Origin of the sequence: Adlercreutzia sp. ZJ176 (genome assembly GCF_011038975.1) — a bacterium.
Taxonomy (GTDB): Bacteria; Actinomycetota; Coriobacteriia; order Coriobacteriales; family Eggerthellaceae; genus CAAEEV01.
In genome coordinates this window covers 184,844-204,721 of sequence record NZ_JAAKEC010000003.1, presented here as the reverse complement: position 1 = coordinate 204,721, position 19,878 = coordinate 184,844, and the positions used below count along the sequence as shown (strand labels likewise).

13 protein-coding genes are annotated in these 19,878 nt (G+C 66.1%); 11 read left to right on the top strand and 2 right to left on the bottom strand.

Translation table 11 applies throughout. From position 1 onward, the window contains the following. The coding region (locus G7Y50_RS02720) for an Abi family protein (protein ID WP_206214740.1) at positions 1-1,089 on the top strand (1,089 nt) is incomplete at its 5' end. Positions 1,090-1,562: 473 nt separating this feature from the next. Here G7Y50_RS02720 and G7Y50_RS02715 read toward each other — a convergent pair. After that, a complete protein-coding gene (locus G7Y50_RS02715) occupies positions 1,563-2,132 on the bottom strand; it encodes a hypothetical protein (RefSeq protein ID WP_165047757.1) in 570 nt (189 codons plus the stop codon). A 585-nt stretch (positions 2,133-2,717) separates the two neighbouring features. Here G7Y50_RS02715 and glf point away from each other — a divergent pair. From glf to smc, 10 genes are all read left to right on the top strand, one after another. Further along, positions 2,718-3,848, top strand: a complete 1,131-nt coding sequence (gene glf / locus G7Y50_RS02710) for a UDP-galactopyranose mutase (protein ID WP_165047783.1) — start codon at positions 2,718-2,720, stop codon at positions 3,846-3,848. A 268-nt stretch (positions 3,849-4,116) separates the two neighbouring features. After that, positions 4,117-4,773: a TIGR03936 family radical SAM-associated protein gene (locus G7Y50_RS02705; RefSeq protein ID WP_165047788.1), complete on the top strand. Its 657-nt coding sequence runs from the start codon at positions 4,117-4,119 to the stop codon at positions 4,771-4,773. Positions 4,774-5,006: 233 nt separating this feature from the next. Next, positions 5,007-6,791: a thiol reductant ABC exporter subunit CydD gene (cydD, locus tag G7Y50_RS02700; protein ID WP_165047813.1), complete on the top strand. Its 1,785-nt coding sequence runs from the start codon at positions 5,007-5,009 to the stop codon at positions 6,789-6,791. Beyond that, positions 6,788-8,788: a thiol reductant ABC exporter subunit CydC gene (gene cydC / locus G7Y50_RS11990; RefSeq protein WP_241156403.1), complete on the top strand. Its 2,001-nt coding sequence runs from the start codon at positions 6,788-6,790 to the stop codon at positions 8,786-8,788. The genes cydD and cydC overlap by 4 nt, the downstream gene beginning before the upstream one ends. Before the next feature lie 151 nt (positions 8,789-8,939). Beyond that, on the top strand, positions 8,940-10,109 hold the full coding sequence (locus G7Y50_RS02690) for an ATP-binding protein (RefSeq protein ID WP_165047823.1): 1,170 nt from the start codon (positions 8,940-8,942) through the stop codon (positions 10,107-10,109). 52 nt (positions 10,110-10,161) lie between these two features. After that, complete coding sequence (locus G7Y50_RS02685; protein WP_165047830.1) at positions 10,162-11,148, top strand: class II aldolase/adducin family protein; 987 nt, start codon at positions 10,162-10,164, stop codon at positions 11,146-11,148. Between the two features lie 165 nt (positions 11,149-11,313). Further along, complete coding sequence (rpmF, locus tag G7Y50_RS02680; RefSeq protein ID WP_165047839.1) at positions 11,314-11,493, top strand: 50S ribosomal protein L32; 180 nt, start codon at positions 11,314-11,316, stop codon at positions 11,491-11,493. 295 nt (positions 11,494-11,788) lie between these two features. Further along, positions 11,789-12,787 carry a phosphate acyltransferase PlsX gene (gene plsX, locus G7Y50_RS02675; protein ID WP_165047865.1) on the top strand — a complete coding sequence of 333 codons (999 nt, stop codon included), beginning with the start codon at positions 11,789-11,791 and terminating at the stop codon, positions 12,785-12,787. Continuing rightward, positions 12,784-13,689: a ribonuclease III gene (gene rnc, locus G7Y50_RS02670; protein ID WP_165047889.1), complete on the top strand. Its 906-nt coding sequence runs from the start codon at positions 12,784-12,786 to the stop codon at positions 13,687-13,689. The genes plsX and rnc overlap by 4 nt, the downstream gene beginning before the upstream one ends. Before the next feature lie 9 nt (positions 13,690-13,698). Then, positions 13,699-17,316 (top strand): chromosome segregation protein SMC, encoded by a 3,618-nt coding sequence (gene smc / locus G7Y50_RS02665; RefSeq protein ID WP_165047911.1) that lies wholly within the window; start codon positions 13,699-13,701, stop codon positions 17,314-17,316. 877 nt (positions 17,317-18,193) lie between these two features. On the opposite strand, the gene G7Y50_RS02660 is transcribed toward smc, so the two are convergent. Continuing rightward, a complete protein-coding gene (locus tag G7Y50_RS02660; protein ID WP_165047919.1) occupies positions 18,194-19,438 on the bottom strand; it encodes an ATP-binding protein in 1,245 nt (414 codons plus the stop codon). Positions 19,439-19,878 lie beyond the last annotated feature (440 nt).

Genomic DNA, 19,878 nt, shown 5'->3' with positions numbered 1-19,878 from the left:
ACTTTGTTCGGAGGTCGAGAGGATTCTTCAAATCAGCGAAGAAGCGCGGGGGAGGCGGCAAGAATGGCCTCAAACAGGAAAATCCCCCAACATTTTAGAGAGAGCCTAGAAGCCACCGAATTACGGCATAGGAAGCCGCTGTTAACCGTAGACCAGCAAATCACCCGCTTAAAGGCAAAGGGCATCACATTCGATTTGCTCAGCGAAGAGGAGGCAGCTGACCTTCTCGCCAACGGCAACAACTACCTTCGCATAACGTCGTACTGCAAGCTCTACGAGCGGAAGACGGAGGGCCCCGAAGCTAGGAGCTATATCAACCTCGACTTCGGTCACTTGGCCGTGCTCTCGTCGCTCGACAGGCAACTGCGCGACGCCTTCCTCGCCGTGACGGTGGATGTGGAGCATTTCGCCAAGATGAAAGTATTGGCAGGCGTCGAAAACCATGGCGAGGACGGCTACGGCATCGTTGCCGATTTCTATGCCAGTCTGAACCATGCCGGGCGCAACGCCATCCAGGGTGCGATGCACGCCAGAAGCCGTACAGGCGAGCGCCATGACATCTATACGGGCGAGCTCATAGCGCATCACATCGAAGACATGCCTGTCTGGGTGCTTCAGGAGGTTATCGACTTCGGTACCTTCGTGGACTTCTACCTGTTCTGCGCCGCCCGCTGGGAAGACGACGTGATGCTACAAGAGCACTACGTTCTGAAAAGCGTCAAGGCGCTCAGGAACGCTACTGCACATAATCACTGCATAGCAAACGGCTTCACGCAAGCAGCTGAGGCGGCGAGCTACTCAACGAACTCACTCATAATCGAATCACTCAACAGACATGGCCTTCCCAGAACAAAGAGCCGCCGCTCGAAGCTATCGAACCTGCGGATAGCCCAAATGGCCGCAGCCTTATACTCCCTAAACGCGCTCTGCAGGCGCGAGCCAGCCATGCGCAAGAATGCCGAGCGCCTGAACGCCCTGCGTAAAAACTACGAGGCTGCGCTTCCCCAGCTCAGCAAGAACAGCACGGTTGTGTCGTTCTTCGACTTCCTCTTCAAGCTCGTTGACATCTGGGTTCCCATGCCGTCATAATGAACCTACATGTTAAAACCTTCGGGTTTTGTAGGGGCGGGGTCGCGAAAGCGGTCTCGCTCCAGTTTTTTTTCAGTCGTGCCTGTACTCAGTGTCGTTTGAGGTGACAATTCGGCACCTCAAACTTTGGTACTCTTCTATGACCGCAAACTCAAACACAACGATTACCGAATGATCGACAATTTGGCGGGTTCCCCGAATCTATTCCCAATGCCCGCCGACCACCTTGGTCTCCCAATGGTCTTCTGCCGCATGGCTCACGGTGCTGTAGCTCGTGACGCTCTGTTTGACCTCGCTGTGATGCCCAGAGCCTTCTCCGGCAAGCATGTGTGCCTTGTGCCATGACTTGATGTGTTACCAGTGACATCCGCGCCGCGCACGTCGCAGATCGCGACCTCCTTGATGTCGTAAACCGGAACCTGTTCATCCCCTACATGAACCGAAACACTGCCTTGATGAGCCAGTGAGCAAAGCTACCAACCAACCTCATCGAGATCACCCCATTTCTTTTCAGCACTGCCTTCTTCCGCTTCGCTCGCAAGCTTTACCGCCACGAGCTTCGATACAACGCTCCTCGGCACTCCGGGGACGCAAGGCTCGGCCTCTTCGGTGAGCTTTTGCAGATACGCGTACAGCTCACAGATCCGCTCGTGTAAGCCCTTCGATGGCGAACCGATGCACTCATAGGCCTTCTCGTCGAAGCTCTGGAGGTCGATGAGCTCTCCGAGCACGCGCTTCACGATTGCCTCGCCATCGACCACGACGAGCTCGACATGCTCAAGCTCTGCGGCCGACGCCAGCAAGAAGCGCCAGTCTTTGGTGCGCCTGGCAACGGGAACGTCGTTTTCGGCGGTATCCTTCTTAAAGGTCTCGTCCGCCTGATAGCTGTGCGCGGTGAGCCAGAGTCCGTCGAATCCCATGTCGTCGAATCGCACCTCGAAGTTGGTGAGCATGTTCTGCTTTCCCAGAGGAAGCGCTGATGTGAACGTGGACGTGTCGAAGACGTCGAGGCGCTTGTCGTCGTAGGTTATCTTCACGATCATCTCTCACCCCTCTCCCGGTAGCGCATGCGCTGCGCTTCCTGGGCGCGTTGGCGCTGTGTGTCACCCTGGTTGCTGCGCCATCGGGTGGACATGGGCTCGGCTGGGTCGCAATGGTCACGCCTTGCCATGAGGCCGTTGTCTGTCACGTAAGCCCGCACTTCCGTAAGACGTCTGAGCCCCTCGGTGCCCTCGTGCCCGCGTCGGGACAGAGTCGCAAGCCTCCGGTCGAAGTCCTTCGGGAACGGCCGCATCGTGTCCTCTTGCTTCTGCCCATCTTGAGTCGCCGCGACAGCGGAGAGAAAACGGGGCGTAAAAGTTAAGTTTGACGATAGATTTGCCGACTCTAAGATCAGGGATCTGTGCATGCGAAGAATCCATGTGGTCGGCACCGCAACGCCTGACAATAGCGGCACGAGGGTGATGACGGCTTGTGCTATCGAGATCGTGCCTAACAGAGGAGAGGTTCCGAGTTGGGCTGATCTTGCCGGGATATTTGAGGAGCAGCGATTGATATGATGGGGCAGATACATTATCTTGAGTGCTTGACGGCAGTTCGTTCCTCTATGGCAGAAACGGAGATTGAAAATGACCCAGTATGATTACCTCGTCGTCGGCGCTGGCCTGACGGGCGCCGTGTTCGCCGAGCGCGCCAGGGCGGCGGGCAGGAAGTGCCTGGTCATCGACAGGCGCGACCACATCGCCGGCAACTGCTACACGGAGAGCGTGCGCGGCATCAACGTGCATCGGTACGGCGCGCACATCTTCCACACCTCCGATCGCGGGGTCTGGGACTACGTCAACCGCTTCGCCGAGTTCAACAGCTACGTCAACTGCCCGGTGGCCGACTACCACGGCCGCATGTACAACCTTCCCTTCAACATGAACACCTTCGCACAGATGTGGGGCGTCCGCACGCCGGCCGAGGCGCGCGCCGTCATCGAGCGGCAGAGGGCCGAGGCCGCCATCGAGGGCGAGCCCAGAAACCTCGAGGAGCAGGCGCTGTCGCTCGTCGGCCGCGACATCTTCGAGAAGCTCGTCAAGGAGTACACCGAGAAGCAGTGGGGCTGCTCCTGCGCCGAGCTCCCGCCCTCCATCATCAAGCGCCTGCCCGTGCGCTACGTGTACGACAACAACTACTTCAACGACCGCTGGCAGGGCATCCCCGTGGGCGGCTACACCAAGATGGTCGCCGCCATGCTCGACGGCGTCGAGGTGCTCACCGGCGTCGAGTACCGGGACTTCGCCGCTGCCAACCCCGGGGCGGCCGGCCGCGTCGTCTACACCGGGCCCATCGACGAGTACTTCGGCTTCAGGCTGGGCGAGCTGGAGTGGCGCACGGTGCGCTTCGAGACCGAGCTCTTGGAGGGCGTGGAGAACTGGCAGGGCAACGCCGTGGTCAACTACACCAGCCACGACGAACCCTTCACCCGCATCATCGAGCACAAGTGGTTCGAGTTCGGCAGGGACGAGGCGGGCGAGATGCTGCCCGACACCGTCATCAGCCGCGAGTACTCGAGCGCGTGGAAGCCGGGCGACGAGCCGTACTACCCGATCAACGACGAGAAGAACAACGCCCTGTTCGAGCGGTACTGGGAGCTCGGCCAGGCCGAGGAGGGCGTCGTCTTCGCGGGCCGTCTGGGCGCCTACCGGTACTACGACATGGCTCCCTGCATCGCCGCGGCCCTGGATCTGGCCGAGCGCGAGCTGTCGGAGTAGCGGCCGCTGGGCTTCGGCTCACGGCAAAGCTCAAAAGGGATTGCTCGAAGGCCAAGAAACAGGGGAGCAATCTGAAAGTGCGCGAGGCAGTTCCTCTCTCTTCGCGTCAATCCCCAAAGACTTACCCTGATCCTCACGCGCCTTCCCTGACTGACGCGGCGACTCTTGGTATCATGGCATGCACGTGAGTTAAGGGTCGCCGCGGGATGCGCGCGGCGTGGGGAAAGTGCGGCGCCAAGCGCGCGGCGGGAGAGGGGAGCAGGGCTTCATGGCTGATCCGAGGTTGTTTCGGTTGCGGGTGGTCTTTCGCAAGGCGGGGCGTCTGGCGATGCTCTCGCACCTGGAGGTGGCGCACGCGCTCGAGCGCGCGGTGCGGCGTGCGCAGCTGCCGTTCGCGGTGAGCCAAGGGTTCTCGCCGCACATGCGCATCGCGTTCGGCGCGGCGCTGCCCGTCGGCGTGGGTGGCTCGCACGAGTTCTTCGACCTGCTCCTCACTTCCTACGTGCCGCCCGAGCGCGCCCTCGCCGCGCTCCAAGCTGCGAGCGCGGACGACATGATGCCGCTCTCGTGCGCCTACGTGGAGCACGCCGCCCCCGCGGCGTCGGTGGCGTTTCCCCTGAGCACCTACGAGGCGGTGCTCTCCTGCGCGCCTGAGCGCCTCGAGGTGCCCGACGAGGTGCGCGTGGTGCGCAAGAAGAAGGAGAAGGTCCTGCGCACGGCCGACTTCCTGGCGGGGGATGTCGAGCTTGACGGCGCGCGCGTGCGCTTCACGCTCGAGGCCAAGCCGACGGGTTCGCTGCGCCCCGACGTGCTGCTTGCGGCCTGCGTCGAGGCCACCGTCGCGGCGGGCGCGGCCCCGCAGGGCTTCCATGTTCTGACAACCACGCGCATCGCCCAGCGCACGTCCTCCGGAGAAATGCTATAGTATGAGTAGCATTTAATAGTTGGCGAGGATTGGCGCTGGCGAGTTGGGATTGGGGGCTGGGCTGGCGTTGCGGCTGTCGCTGGGAGCTGGGCTGGCGAACCGGGGTTTGCTGGCGAGCTGGGGCCGCGCGGCTGCAGGCTGAAGGCTGCGGTCAGCAGGTTGGGCCTGGGCTGGGTCCGGATTCAGATCCAGGTTGCAAGGCCGCGAAGTTCCCCAACCGGAGAGGAGGGCGCATGTTTGACCGGGCTTTGCTCGCGCTTCCCGGCGCGCGCGGCGCATATGCGCTCACGGGCGCGCTCACGCTGGCCCGCGCGCTCGCCGTGGTGGGGCAGGCTTGGGCGCTCGCGAGTTTCATCGTGGGCGTGTGGGCGGGAAGCTCGCTTGCCGCCGAGGCCCCGTGGCTGGCCGCCTTCCTCGCGTGCTTCGTGGGGCGCCAGGTCATCCTGGCCGCCCAAGACGCCTACCTCGACCGCTACGCCTACGCCCGCGCGCATGAGCTGCGCGAACGCGCGCTCAGGGCGGTGTTCGCCGCAGGGCCGCGCCTCACCGCCGCCCGCGGGTCGGGTGCGGTGGTGGCCGACGTGGTCGAGGGCGTCGACAGCGTGGAGACGTACGTGGCGCTCATCATCCCGAAGATGAGCGCGGTGGTCATTATCCCGCTCGTGCTGCTTTTGGCCATCTTCCCGCTCGACTGGGTGTCGGGCCTGATAGCGCTGGTGTGCTTCCCCTTCATCATCCTGTACATGGTGATGATCGGGCACACGGCCAGCGACGAGGCGGCGCGGCGCCACGCACAGTTCCAGGTCATGTCGAGCCACTTCGTCGACTCGGTGCGCGGCATCGACACGCTCAAGGCGTTCGGGCTCGCGCGCGCCCACTCCGCGCGCATCTTCGCGGTGTCCGAGCGCTTCCGCGAGGTCACCATGAAGACGCTGCGCATCGCGACGCTCTCGAGCGCGGTGCTCGACGCGTTCGCCACGCTCGCGCTCGCGGCGGTGGCCATCATGCTGGGGTTTCGCCTGGTCGACGGCGACCTGGCGTTCTTCCCGGCGCTTGCGGTGCTCATCCTGGTACCCGAGTACTTCAAGCCCATCCGCGAGTTCGCGGCTGACTACCACGCCACGCTCGACGGCAAGACGGCGCTTGCGGCGCTCGGCGAGCTGATCGCGGAAGGGGAGGGGCTTGCGGAAGGCGCGTCTCCCGAGGCCGCTCCGTCCTTCGAGGTCGCTGTGCAGGCCCCTGCCGCCCCCGAGGCCGCTCCGTCCTTCGAGGCTCCCGCGCAATCTCCCGCCGCGGCCGCGCCCTCGCTCGTGTTCTCGGGTGTGGGGTTCTCCTACCCTGACTTCGAAGGGGCGCTCTCCGACGTGTCGTTCTCCTTCGCCGCTCCGTGCAAGGTGGCCGTCGTCGGCGCGAGCGGGTCGGGGAAGTCGACGCTGCTCAGCCTGATCGGGGGCTTTGCCGACCCGACGTGCGGCACCATGCGCGCCGCTGGCGCGTTGACGCCCACGCTGCGCACGCCGGCCTGGCAGCGCCGCGTGGCCTACATCCCGCAGGACCCCTACGTGTTCCACGCGAGCGTGCGCGACAACGTGGCGTTCTACCGCCCCGACGCGACTGACGTGCAGGTGCGCGAGGCGCTTGCGTTCGTGGGCCTCGACGGCGTGGTCGATGCGCTCGAGCGCGGCGTCGACGAGCCCATCGGCGCGGGCGCGCGCGAGCTCTCGGGCGGGCAGGCCCAGCGCATCGCGCTCGCGCGGGCGTTCCTCGCCCGCGAGCGGGACGTCCTCTTGCTCGACGAGCCCACGGCTCACCTTGACATCGAGACCGAGCTCGAGCTCAAGCAGCACATGCTCGCGCTCATGGAGGGGCGCCTCGCCTTCGTCGCGACGCATCGCCTCCATTGGGTGGCCGACGCAGACTACGTGCTCGTGATGGAGGGCGGGCGCGTGGCGTGGCAGGGGACGACGAGCGACGCGCGTGCCGCAGGCGTGCTCGAGAAGCTGGGAGGTGCGCTATGAGCAGCGGAAACGTCACGGGGCTCTCGCGCCTCGCGCAGACGTGGAAGACCGACACCTGGGTGCGGCCCTTCTTCGCGCGCTACGCGGGGGTGCTCGCCCTCGCCCTCGCGCTCGGCGTGGCGGCGTTCGTGTTCGCGGGCGCGCTGATGTTCACCTCGGGCTACATGATCTCGCTCGCGGCGGCGCTGCCGCTCACGGTGCTCGCGCTGCACGTGCCGTCGCTGTTCGTGCGCATCTTCGGCATCGGCAAGCCCATCCTGCAGTACTTCGAGCGCCTGGTGAGCCACGACTGGGCGCTGCGGATGACCAGCGAGCTGCGCCGCCGCCTCTACGACTCCCTCGAGCGCGCCGCTTCGCCGCTCGCGCGCAAGCGACGGCTCGGCGAGGTGCTCGGCGTGCTGTCCGAGGACATCGGGCACATCCAGAACCTGTACCTGCGATCGGTGTTCCCGCTGGCCGCGGCGTGGCTCATGTACGTGGTCGTCGTCGTGGCGACGGGGGCGTTCTCGCTGCCGGTGGCCGGGCTGCTCGCGGTGATGCTCGGCGTGGTCGTCGTCGTGCTGCCGCTTGCGTCGGTGTGCGTGAACGGCGCGCGGCGCACCCGCGCGCAGAGCCTGCGCGCCCGCCTCTACGATGAGCTGACCGACAACGTGCTCGGCGTGGCCGACTGGGTGTTCTCGGGCCGCAGCGACGACTACCTCGCGCATTGCGAAAAGCTCGAAGGGAAGCTGCGCGAGGCCGAGCGCGCGGCCAGGCGATTCGTGCGCGTGCGCGACGTGGCGGCGCAGGTGCTCTTCGGGCTCTGCGTCGTGGGCGTGCTCGTGTGGGCGGCGGGCGCGTTCGACGCGAGCGCGGACGGGGGAGCTGCGGCTGGCGGCTTCGTGGGCGCGCTGGCGGGCGTCGGCTTCGAGAACGCCCCGGCGTACGCGGCCAACTGGATCGCCGCCTTCGCGCTGTGCTTCTTCCCGCTCATCGAGGCGTTCGCGCCGGCGCCTGCCGCCGCCGAGGGCTTCGTGGAGCACGGCGCGGCCGTCGAGCGCCTCAACGGCTACCCCGACCCCGACGCGCCGCGCGAGCAGGTTGCGCCTGCGGGCGCTGGTGGACGGCGGGTGCCTGCGGCTGGTGGTAGCGCTGTCGATGATTCCGGGTCTGCTGTCGCGTTCGACGGCGAACCCGCCGTCAGCGCTGGCGGCGCCACGTCCGCTCCTGCCGCTGCGCCCGCTCCCGCCGTCGTGCCTGCGGGCGCTCCTGCCGCTGCCCCTCCCGCGGCTGACATCGTCTTCGATCGCGTCACCTTCGCCTACGATGCCGCGTCGCCGCTCATCCGCGACGTGAGCCTGCGCATCCCGCAGGGGAGCAGGCTCGCCGTGCTCGGGCGCTCGGGTGCGGGCAAGTCGACGCTCGCGACGCTTCTGCGCGGCGAGCTTGCGCCGCGTGAGGGCTCCGTCACGGTTGCGGGGCGCGAGGCGGGCGCGTGGGGCGACGAGATGGTGCGCCTCGTGGGCATCATCCAGCAGAAGCCGAACCTGTTCCACCAGACGCTGCGCGAGAACCTGCTCATCGGCCGCGCGGACGCCACCGACGAGGAGCTCGAGCGCGTCATGGCTGACGTGGGACTCGCGTCCCTGCTCAAGCGCCTGCCGCAGGGCCTCGACACCATGGTCGACGAGGCGGGCCAGCGCTTCTCGGGCGGCGAGCGGCACCGCATCGCGCTCGCGCGCGTGCTTCTGTCGCACGTGCCCGTGGTGGTGCTTGACGAGCCGTTCGCCGGCCTCGACCCCGCCACCGAGCGCGCGCTCATCGACGTGATGTTCGAGCAGCTTGAGGGTCGCACCGTGGTCATGATCACGCATCACCTGCAAGGCGTGGGCGCGTGCGACCGCGTGGTGCTGCTGGAGGACGGGGCGTTCGCCATCGACGGCGCGCCAGGCGAGCTCGCCCGCACGAACGAGCGCTACCGCCGCCTGCTGACCTTCGATCGCGGGCAGGTCGAATGACGGATCGTGCTCCCTGGGGTGCGGTAGCATTTGCAACCAGCCTACAGTGTCGCACTCTCACAGTGCGTATTTCCCATGAAATCGCACTCATATAGTGCGATTTTTCTCTATAATCGCACCATATGAGTGCGTTTGAGCAAAAGGAGCTCCCATGGACCGTCTCTACGAACATATGCACCGCTTGCTCGACGAGGTGCCCACTTCGTTCTACCGCTATATGTATCCCCAGGTCAATTGGGATGGCAGAATGCTCGGCATCGTCGGGCCTCGCGGCGTGGGCAAGACGACCATGCTGCTCCAGCGCGCCAAGGAGCTGGTCGACGCGTCACGCATCCTCTACTTCACGGCTGACAGCATGTACTTCGCCAGCCACACCCTCTACGACACGGCCGAGGCGTTCGTCAAGCAGGGCGGCTCGCATCTGCTCATCGACGAGGTGCACAAGTATCCGAGCTGGTCGCGTGAGCTGAAGGCCGTCTACGACGCCTTTCCCGACTTGCACGTGTGCTTCACGGGGTCATCGATCCTCGACATAGAGAAGGGGGAGGCGGACCTCAGCCGCCGTGCGCCGCGCTACCTCATGCAGGGCTTGTCGTTTCGCGAGTTTCTGGGGATGCGCCATGGGATCGCCTTCGACGCGTTCACGCTTGACGAGGTGCTCGAGCATAAGGCGCGCATCCCGGGCGTCAAGCACCCGCTGCCCTACTTCTCCGAGTACCTGCGAAGCGGGTACTATCCGTTCGGCGCCGACCCCGACTTCGCTATCGAGCTCGGGCAGGTCATCGCGCGCACGCTCGAGGTCGACATTCCTCAGTTTGCGGAGATGAACACGGCAACGGGGCGCAAGCTCAAGCAGCTCATGGCGGTTGTGAGCACGCTTGTGCCGTTCAAGCCGAACATGACGAGCCTCGCAGGCAAGATCCAGGCAAGCCGCAACAACATCGAGGACTATCTCATCTTCATGGAGAAGGCCGGCATGATCGCCCGGCTTGCGACGGGCGCCGGCGGCTTGGGCGCCTTGGGGAAGACGGAGAAGGTCTACCTCGACAATACGAACATTCTGTACAATCTGGGCGGGGAAAACGTGGATGTCGGCACGGTGAGGGAGACGTTCTTCTTCAACCAGATGCGCGTGCGGCACAGGGTTGTCGCATCCGCTCTCGCTGACTTCGCCATCGACGGCGTCACCTTCGAGGTAGGGGGTAGGAACAAGGGCGCTGGCCAGCTGAAGGGGGCGGAGCGCGGCATCGTCGTCAAGGATGACGTCGAGTACGGGTTCGGCAACGTGGTCCCGCTTTGGGCGTTCGGACTGACGTACTGACGGCAGTGGCGCGCGATGAAGGCGGCTTGAGGACACGGAAAGGGGAACGGACATGGATGATGCGACGCGGGCGGCGTTCGAGGCGCTGCCGTTCGTCCGCGGGATGATGCGGATGTGCGGCGACGGCTGGGATCAGGGCTGGCACGAGCGCAACGGAGGCAACGCATCATATCGCCTGACGGCGGGCGAGGCGGAGCGCGTGCGCACGCTGCTTGTCGGTGAGCCGGGGGCTTGGGCGCCGCTCGGCGTGGAAGTGCCCGAGCTGGCCGGCGCGCTCTTCCTGGTGACGGCCACGGGCTCGTTCATGCGCAACGTGGCTGACGACCCCTCGCGCGCGCTCGGCATTGTGGAGGTTGACGGCGCGGGCGGCGCGTGGCGCGCGCTCTGCGGCTTCTCGGGCGGCGGGCGACCCACGAGCGAGTTCGCGGGGCACCTGCTCATCCACGCGGCGCGCCTGCAGGCGCATGGCGCGGGGAAGCGCGGGACGCCGGCTGCGAACGCGGACGGCATGGCCGTGGCTGCGGCTGGCGCGGGTGATGCGGGTGCGGGCGTAGCTGCCGTAGGGGAGCGCGGCGCGGACGTTGCGTCCGGCGGGCGTGCCGACGAGCCGCGCGTGCTCTACCATGCGCACCCGGTGCCGGTGATCGCGCTCGCGAAGGTGCTGCCGCCTGACGCGCGCGTCCTCACGCGAGCGCTCTGGCGCGCCATGACCGAGTGCGTGATGGTGTTCCCCGAGGGCGTCGGGTGCGTGGGGCTTAAGGTGCCTGGCAGCTTGGAGCTCGCGCGCTCCTCGGCCGAGCAGGCGCGTCGCCACGCGGCGGTCATCTGGGCGCACCACGGCCTTCTGAGCACGGGTGCCACCTTCGACGACGCGTTCGGGCGCATGCACGCCATCGTGAAGGCGGCCGAGATCCACAACACCGCGCGCATGATGACGGGTGAGGGCGCCACGTTCGCCTACGACCTGACCGACGAAGACCTGCGCGCCCTCGCGCGTGGCCTCAACGTCACCCTCAACGAGGACTTCATCAGCAGTTGACGTTGCGCACCCCGCGCCTGCGCGCGGAAGGGCAAGATAGGGTGGAAAAAGACGCGGTTTGCCCTTGCGAGGGGGGAATCCGTTTGGTAAAATACCGTTTCGTGCGTTTACTGAAACGAGTTACGAGCTTTGAGGCGTCGCTCGTGTAATAGAAGGAGTTAGATCATGGCAGTACCTAAGCGTAAGATGGGTCGCGCTCGCACCCATGCTCGTCGTAGCACCAACGACAAGATCACCGCTCCCGCTCGCTCCGTTTGCCCCCAGTGCGGCGAAGTGAAGCTTCCGCATCGCGTGTGCGGTAACTGCGGTTACTACAAGAACCGCGAGGTCATCGAGACCGAGTAGCGCTCTTCTCGCGAGAACGTCGGGCGGGCGGCGCGCCCCCCGATGGCATAAAGCCTCCTCGCACGTCAAGCTTCGCGGCTTGGCCTGCCAGGAGGCTTTTTGGGTGTGCGCGGGGGCAGCGCCCGCGCGGAATTCTTCTGCGTTTTTGCCACGTCGCGCGCTTCTTGCGAGGTGCGTGCGCGCGGTCGGGTATCCTAAATGCGAAAACCCATGCGCCCATGCGTCTGCGCGCCGATTTCGGGCGGTCGGACGCATGGGCCCATGCCTAACGCTTGACATGCTGTAAGGAGTACATGTGGCTGAACCAGTAACCATCGTCGTTGACGCCATGGGCGGCGACAACGGCCCGGAGGTCGTGCTGCGCGGCACGCACGCCGCGCTCGAGGCCGACCCTGACCTGCACGTCATCGTGTGCGGGCCCGCAGACGTGGTGGAGCCCTTCGCGGCGGCGCATGAGCGCTGCCGGGCGCAGGCGACCACCGAGGTCATCGAGATGGGCGAGCACCCCGCGGGCGCGGTCCGCAAGAAGAAGGACTCCTCCATCGTGGTGGGCTGCCGCCTGGTGAAGGAGGGCGCGGCCGACGGGTTCTTCTCGGCGGGTTCCACGGGCGCCTGCCTCGCGGCGGCGACGCTCGTGATGGGGCGCATCCGCGGCGTGAAGCGCCCGGCGCTCGGCCAGGTCATCCCCTCGTACCAAAGTCCCACGCTGCTCGTCGACGTGGGGGCCAACGCCGACTGCAAGCCCGAGTACCTCGTGCAGTTCGCGCAGATGGGAGCGGCGTACGCGCGCGCGATCATGGGCGTCGAGAACCCGCGGGTGGGCCTGCTCAACATCGGCGCCGAGGAGACGAAGGGCTCCGAGTTCGCGCAGGCCACCTTCGAGGCCCTGCGGCGCGACGTGCCCGAGTTCGCGGGCAACTGCGAGGGCGGCAACCTGCTCGCAGGCGACTTCGACGTGGTGGTGTGCGACGGCTTCACCGGCAACGTGTGCCTGAAGACGCTCGAGGGCACGGCGAAGACCCTGTTCAGCTACTTGAAGGACGCCTTTCTGTCCTCGACGAAGTCGAAGCTCGGGGCGGTGCTGCTCAAGGGCGACCTCTCCGCGCTCAAGGCGAAGGTGAGCCCCGACACCTACGGCGGCGCGCCGCTGCTCGGCGTGAAGGGCGCCTGCATCGTGGGCCACGGCTCCTCGAACGAGCTGGCCGTCACGAACGGCATCCTCGCGAGCGCGACCACCGTGCGCTCGCGCGTGAGCGAGGTCATCGCGGGCGTCGTCGCCGGTGATGCGCGATGAGCCTCTCGCCTGAGCAGGAGCGCAAGCTCGCGCGCGCCGAGGAGATCCTGGGGTACCACTTCGAGCAGGAGCAGCTCATCCTCTCCGCCATCACGCACCCCTCGGCCACCGAGGGCAAGGCGGTCAAGTACTCCTACGAGCGCCTCGAGTTCCTGGGCGACTCCATCCTGGGCGCCATCGTGGCCTCGACGGCCTTCCACCGCTTCCACGAGCTCGACGAGGGCGGCCTCACGCGCATCAAGGTGGCGCTCGTGTCGGGCGCGAGTCTGTCGGACGTGGCCGAGAAGCTGGGGTTCACCGACGTCATCGTGTTCGGCTCGTCGGAGACGGGCACGGGCCGGCGCGGGCTGCACTCGGCGCTCGAGAACGTGTACGAGGCCGTGGTGGCCGCGCTCTACCTCGACGGCGGCATCAGCGCGGCCGAGGAGTTCGTGCGCCGCACGCTCATCCCGCGCATGACGCTCGACATGGCGAGCGAGCCCGAGAATCCGAAGAGCGCACTCCAGGAGAAGCTCCAAGAGGATGGCATCACGCCCACCTACAAGCTGGTGGAGACGCAGGGCCCGCCGCATGACCGCACCTTCGTGGCGCAGGTCTACGCCGGCGAGAAGGGGCTCGCGCGCGGCACCGGCCGCACGAAGAAGGAGGCCGAGAGCCAGGCGGCGAAGTCCACGCTCGCGCGCCTGTCCGAGTTCTTCGGCATCGGCATGACGGGCAAGGAGCGCGCCGAGAAGGAGGCGGCGGCCAAGCGCGCGAAGGCCAGCAAGGCCGCCGAGAAGGCCGAGCGCGAGGCGGCGGCCATGCAGGCGAAGGCCGACAAGGCCGCGGCGCGCGCCGAGGAGAAGCGCGCGGCGCTTGAGGAGCACGACGCGCAAGGCGCCAGCCAGGCATATCAGGAGTAAGCGGCACCGATGTATCTCAAGTCACTGGTTCTCAAGGGCTTCAAGTCCTTCGCCGACCGCAGCGCGCTCACGCTCGAGCCGGGCATCACGGCCATCGTGGGCCCGAACGGCTCGGGGAAGTCGAACATCTCCGATGCGGTGCTGTGGGTGCTCGGCGAGCGCAACGCCAAGCACCTGCGCGGCCAGGCCATGGAGGACGTGATCTTCGCCGGCTCCTCGGCGCGCAAGGCCACGGGGCTCGCCGAGGTGGACCTCGTGCTCGACAACTCCGACGGCACGCTGCCAGTTGACTTCGACGAGGTGGCCATCACGCGCCGCATGTACCGCTCGGGTGAGAGCGAGTACCTGATCAACGGCACGGTGGCGCGCCGCATGGACGTGCTCGACATCCTGCACGACTCGGGGCTGGGCACGGGCACGCACTCCATCATCTCCCAGGGCTCGCTCGACTCCATCCTGCAGAGCAAGCCCGAGGACCGCCGCGCGCTCATCGAGGAGGCCGCCGGCGTCCTCAAGCACAAGCAGCGCAAGGCGAAGAGCGAGCGGAAGCTGGCCGCCATGGACCAGCACCTCACCCGTGCGCGCGACGTGGTGGCCGAGGTGGGCCGCCAGCTCGGGCCGCTCGAGCGCAAGGCGAAGAAGGCGCGCACCTACGCCGAGCTGGCGGGCGCGCTCTCCGAGGTGAAGCTGCAGCTGGCCGTCGACGACCTGAGGCGCCTGCAGCGCAGCTGGGACGCGTCGCAGGAGGCGGAATCGCAGCTCGCGGCCGAGATCGAGCAGAAGCGCGCGGCCATCGAGGAGGCCGAGGCCGCCCTCGAGGCGCTCCAGGAGCAGATCCGCCGCGAGAGCGTGGACGCCGGCGAGCTGTCGCGGCAGCACCGCGCCGCGGCTGCGGCCGTCGAGCGCTTCGACTCCGCCGCGCTCGTGATGCACGAGCGGCGTCGCGCGGCGGTCACGCGCGCCGGCGAGATCGAGTTGGCGCTGGAGGCGGCGCGTGCCAAGCGCGCCGTGGCCGCTGCCGAGCTGGCCGCCGCCGAGAGCACGCTTGCCGAGGTGCGCGCGAGCCGCGAGGCGGCCGACGCGCGCGTGGAGGCGCTCGAGGCCGCCTCGCGCGATCTGGGCGTGCGCCGTGGGAGCCTCGAGCGCGAGGCGTCGGCGCTCGGGCGCGACGGGCGCAACCTGGAGACGCAGCTCGACATCGCGCGGCGCAAGCACGCCGAGACGCAGGAGGCGCTCACCAACGGGCTGGCGCACGTGAAGGTGATCGAGAGCCATGCCGCCGAGCTCGACCTGCAGCTCGCCCGCGCGCAGGCCGACGCCGAGGCCGCCGCCGCCGAGGCCGCCGCCGCCGAGGCTGCGCTCGCCTCGGTCGACGACCAGGAGTCGGCGGCGCGCAAGCTCGTGGGCGCGTGCTACCAGGCGCGCGAGGCCACGCGCGCGACGCTCGACGAGGCGCGCGACGCCGAGCGGGCGCTCGCGGCGCAGATCCAGGCGCTCGAGGAGGTCGAGCGCGCGAGCGTGGCGGCCGACGGCCCGGCGCGCGCGTGGCTCATGGAGCACCGCGGCGAGCTTGCCGGCGCGCTCGAGCCGTTCGCGCACGTGGTGCGCGCGACGGGCGGGCACGAGGCGCTTGTGGAGGCGCTTCTGGGCGCGGACGTGTCCGCGCTGCTCGTGGAGGACGCCGCGTGCGCGTCCCGCGTGGCCCGCGCGCTGTCCGAGGCGGGCGAGGCGGGAGAGGTGTCGCTGCTCATGTGCGCCGACAGCGGCCCGGATGGCGCCGGCGCGTTGGGTGCGGACGGCGCTGCAGGTGCGGACGGCGCAGCCGCAGCTGCCCGCGCGGCCGCGCACCCGTCTTCCGCGCTCGGCGCTCCGCTCATCGACAGCCTGGAGTACCCCGCCTCCGCGGCCCGCGCGGTTCGCGCGCTGCTCGGCGACGTGGTGGTGTGCGATTCGCTCGACGACGCGCTTTCGGCGCACGCCGCCGACGCGCTCGACCTGCGCTTCGCGTCGCTTCGCGGGGAGGTGGTGTGGCCCTCGGGCAAGGTGACCCTGGGCCGCTCGGTGGTCGAGGGCGCCGACGGCGTGCTCGCGCGCGTCCGCCGCTTGGAGGAGCTGAAAGCCGGGCTTGAGAAGGCCCAGGTCGCTACAGAGAAGGCCCGCGCCGAGGCGGCGGCGGCCGAGGAGTCGCTGCGCCAGGCGCAGGCGTCGAGCCTCGAGCTCAGCCAGCAGCTCGCCGCGCTGCGCGGCGGCGCCGAGGCGGCCCGCTCGGTGGCCGAGCGCGCCACCGAGAAGCTCGCCGCCGTGCGGCGCGAGCTTGAGGGTGTGCAGCGCCAGCGCGCGGAGGCCGAGGCGATCATCTCGAGCGCCCGCCCGAACGTCGAGTCCTTCGAGCAGCAGATCGGCGACTTGCGCTCCCAGCTCGACGAGGCGAAGCGCAAGCAGGAGGAGGCCCAGGCGGCCCTCGCCCCGCTGCGCCGCGAGGCCCACCACAATGCCGACGCGCTCGCGGAGGCTAAGCTCGAGGCCGCCAAGCTCGCCGAGCGCGACGCCTACACGGCCCGCCTGCGCGACGCCCGCCTGCGCGACCTGGAGCAGCTCGGGGCCCAGGCTGCCGAGTCGGCGGAGCTGCTCGTGGTGAAGAACGTGTCAGCCGCCCGCCTCGAGCCCCTGCTGGCGATCATCGAGGAGCTGGCCACCTCGGCGCGCCGCTGGACGCGCGACCTGGAGGACCGCGCCGTGGCTGCGCAGGACTCCTCCGCGGGCCTGCACGCCCGCGTGACCGAGGCGCGCGGCGCCACGCGCGCGGCGCACGACGCCTACGACGCGGTGAACGAGCGGCTCTCCGCGGCCCGCGTGGAGAAGGGCCGGCTCGAGCTGCAGGTGGAGGCGGCGGTCAACGTCATCGTGTCCGACTGCAAGACGCCGCTCGACGTGGCGCTCGCCACGCCCGAGCCCGAGGACCGCGCCGCGCTCGAGGAGGAGGCCTTCCGCCTCAACCGCCGCATCGCCAACCTCGGCACCATCAACCCCGACGCTGCCGCCGAGTACGACGAGCTCAAGAGCCGCTACGACTACCTGGCCGGGCAGCTGGCCGACCTCGACGCGGCGCGCAAGTCGCTCGCCAAGATCAACCGGGTCATCGACGCGCGCATGAAAGACGACTTCGTGCGTACGTTCAACGAGGTCAACGGCTACTTCCAGGAGATCTTCGCCACCTTGTTCCCCGGGGGCGCGGCCAATCTGGCGCTCGTGGACCCCGATGACCTGGAGAACACTGGCGTCGAGGTGAACGCGCAGCCCGCGGGCAAGCGCATCACCAAGATGATGCTCATGTCGGGCGGCGAGAAGTCCCTGACGGCGCTCGCCCTGCTGTTCGCGGTCTACCGCACGCGCTCCACGCCGTTCTACATCCTCGACGAGGTGGAGGCCGCGCTCGACGACACGAACCTGCGCCGCCTGGTGGCCTACGTCGACAAGCTGCGCGGCACCACCCAGCTCATCATGATCACCCACCAGCGCCGCACTATGGAGATGGCCGACGTCCTGTTCGGCGTCTCCATGCAGTCCGACGGCGTGACGAAGGTGATCAGCCAGAAGCTCGAGAAGGCCCTGCGCTACGCCGAGTAGGGTTGCGTTTTCGAAACCCGTAGTCTTAGTCTGAAACCTCCGTCGCGATTGACGTGCGACGGAGGTTCTTTTTCGGCGGAGTTTTAACGCTCTCAGAGGAAGGGGTGCTGCATTCCACGCAATGGCGATTACCCGAGAAACCAGAATCAAATCAAGCTGAAGCAGGGAAGGGGAGGCGGCTCGCCCCAAGAACTCATGTAAGCAAGTCAAGCACCAACAGTGGTCTTTATCAATAGGTAGACATTCTCTTACCCATAAAACTCTTCCTATCATACCCATTTGGGCTCTTCCTAAAACAAGAATCCTGCGTATTTCGTTGCATTTAATCGATCAATTGTACTCATAAAGCGAAAAAACAACCTCTCATCAAAATACCTGATTTTTTATAGCCTGATTTGAGGCGCACGCATTCGTTCATGCAGTGCCTGTATGAACCTGAATACTGTGCGGATGAGGAACCTCACGAACTAACCATTGCTCCCTCGCGCTCCCCTCGTCATCTTGTTTCTCGAGGCGTCTTGTTCTTCGGAGCAGCACAGTTTCACTCGCTCGACTTAATCCCACTAGCTTTATCACAGGCAACGGAAGAGGATGTTTTTATCTCCAAATACCCAAGCTGAAACATCTGCTGGAAAAAGCACCTACATGCCTCTCTAGAGAATCTTGTTGCTCCAAGAAAGTTAGCAGTACCTATGTACCTTAAGTGAAGATTGCCATAGCCGCGCTCGGCCAAATATCTCAGGTCATGTGGGCCATCATCTGCCCCTTCTCTTTTCGAAACGAGCTACCCGGTGGCTTAGCCGATGCCTAATGCAGTCGAAAATGTTATCCTTCGCCTGAGCCTGATGAGCATTGAGGCAGGTGCCAATTCAAGCTTTTAGAGATCTCCGCCGTCGGCCATGAGTTCCATCATGTTGAGGTGGGTCACGCCGTCTCGCTCCAAGGGGAGCGGGTCGAGCGTCAGCAGGTACTGGGGCCAGTTGTCCCGCACGTTTCCGAAGGGCCGGTACTCCCTCTCCTCGACAGCCGGATCGGCAACCGACATGGACACCTGGACGTAGGCGTATCCCTCATCGGCCCGACGGGCGATGAAGTCGACTTCAAGCTTCCCGATGATGCCTACACTCACCGCGTATCCCTTGGCGCGCAACCAGGTGTAGGCGGTGTTCTCCAACAGAGGACCGTAGTTCATGGTGGCGTCTACGTTGCGTGCGAAGTAGATGCCAGGGTCGGCCAGGTAGTACTTCTCGCCGCCCTGCAGGGATCTCTTCGACTTGAGGTCGAAGCGGTCGCATCGGTAGATGACCTTGGCTGCCACGAGCAGGTCGATGTATCGGGCGAGCGTCTGGCGTTTGATGGGCAAGTGTGCCGCCTCGTTGAGATACCGGGCGATGCCCTCGAGGTTCGTGGGTGCCGCGAAGTTGTTGATAATGTAGGTCATGACGCGCTCGAACGTGGCGCGGTTGCGCACGCGGCTTCGAGCGTAGACGTCCTTCTTGATGATCTGGTCCACCACGTCCTCTATGTAGCGCGACTTGGCGCGCGTGTCATCGAACTCTAAGGACTTCGGGAAGCCTCCGTAGCGCAGCCATTCGCGAAAGCTCTGCGCACGCGGCTGCTCGGGTTTACCGAGGAAGGAGCGCATGCCAAGGTACTCGTCGAAGGACAGCGTGAACATTTCGATTTCAACGTAGCGGCCGGTGAGCTTGGTGATGAGCTCCCCTGATAGCAGGTAGGAGTTCGAGCCGGTGATGAAGACCGAGAAGCCGCCGTCAGCGCGATAGGAGTTGACGACCTCCTCGAACCCCTTCACGCTCTGTACCTCGTCGATGAAGAGGTACTTGAAGTCGCTGTCTATGACGCGCTCGTCGATGGCTGCGTCGAGCGCGTCGGGGGTCTTAACGGAGCGCAGGCCTCGTTTTTCCAGGTCGAGGTAGATAATGTCTTTGAGCGGCACCCCGCCGTCCACGAGCTCTGAGGCAATGGATTCCATGAGACACGACTTTCCGCAGCGGCGGATGCCCGTGATGACCTTGATGAGGCCGGCGTCGTGGACGAACGGGCGCACCTTCTCGAGGTAGCGCTCGCGCCGATAGCGCTTCTGAATCTTGGAGTCGCCCATCGCTCGTATCTCCTCTTATGGTCACTTTAAGGGTACCAAAGTCGTCACAATTTCAAAACTGGTACCGTTAAACAGATGATAGCAGACATTCTAAGTGCAAATGGTGATCTGCTCAACTCGATTGGTCCAACTTGTCATTTGCGACCGCGAGCTCTATGAGGAGGCGCTTGTCGAGCGCTCCGGCGAACGCGGTCTCCCGTGAGCGGAGAGCTCGAGCTTTTCGCGGGGGATAGCTGAGCAACAACCGCGGTGCTAGAATGCTCCGCAATAGGTGAAGGGGAGGTGGGCCATGCCATCAGCGTTGGCCGAGAAGATCATCGCAAGCGATCAGATTCAAACGAGAAGCGTCGAGAGCGTTGAGGTTTTGAAAGAGCTTGAGCGTCGGTGTGATCTCATCCGAGAGGGGTGCTCGCAGCTCGTTTCCGAAGTCGAGCGAGTCG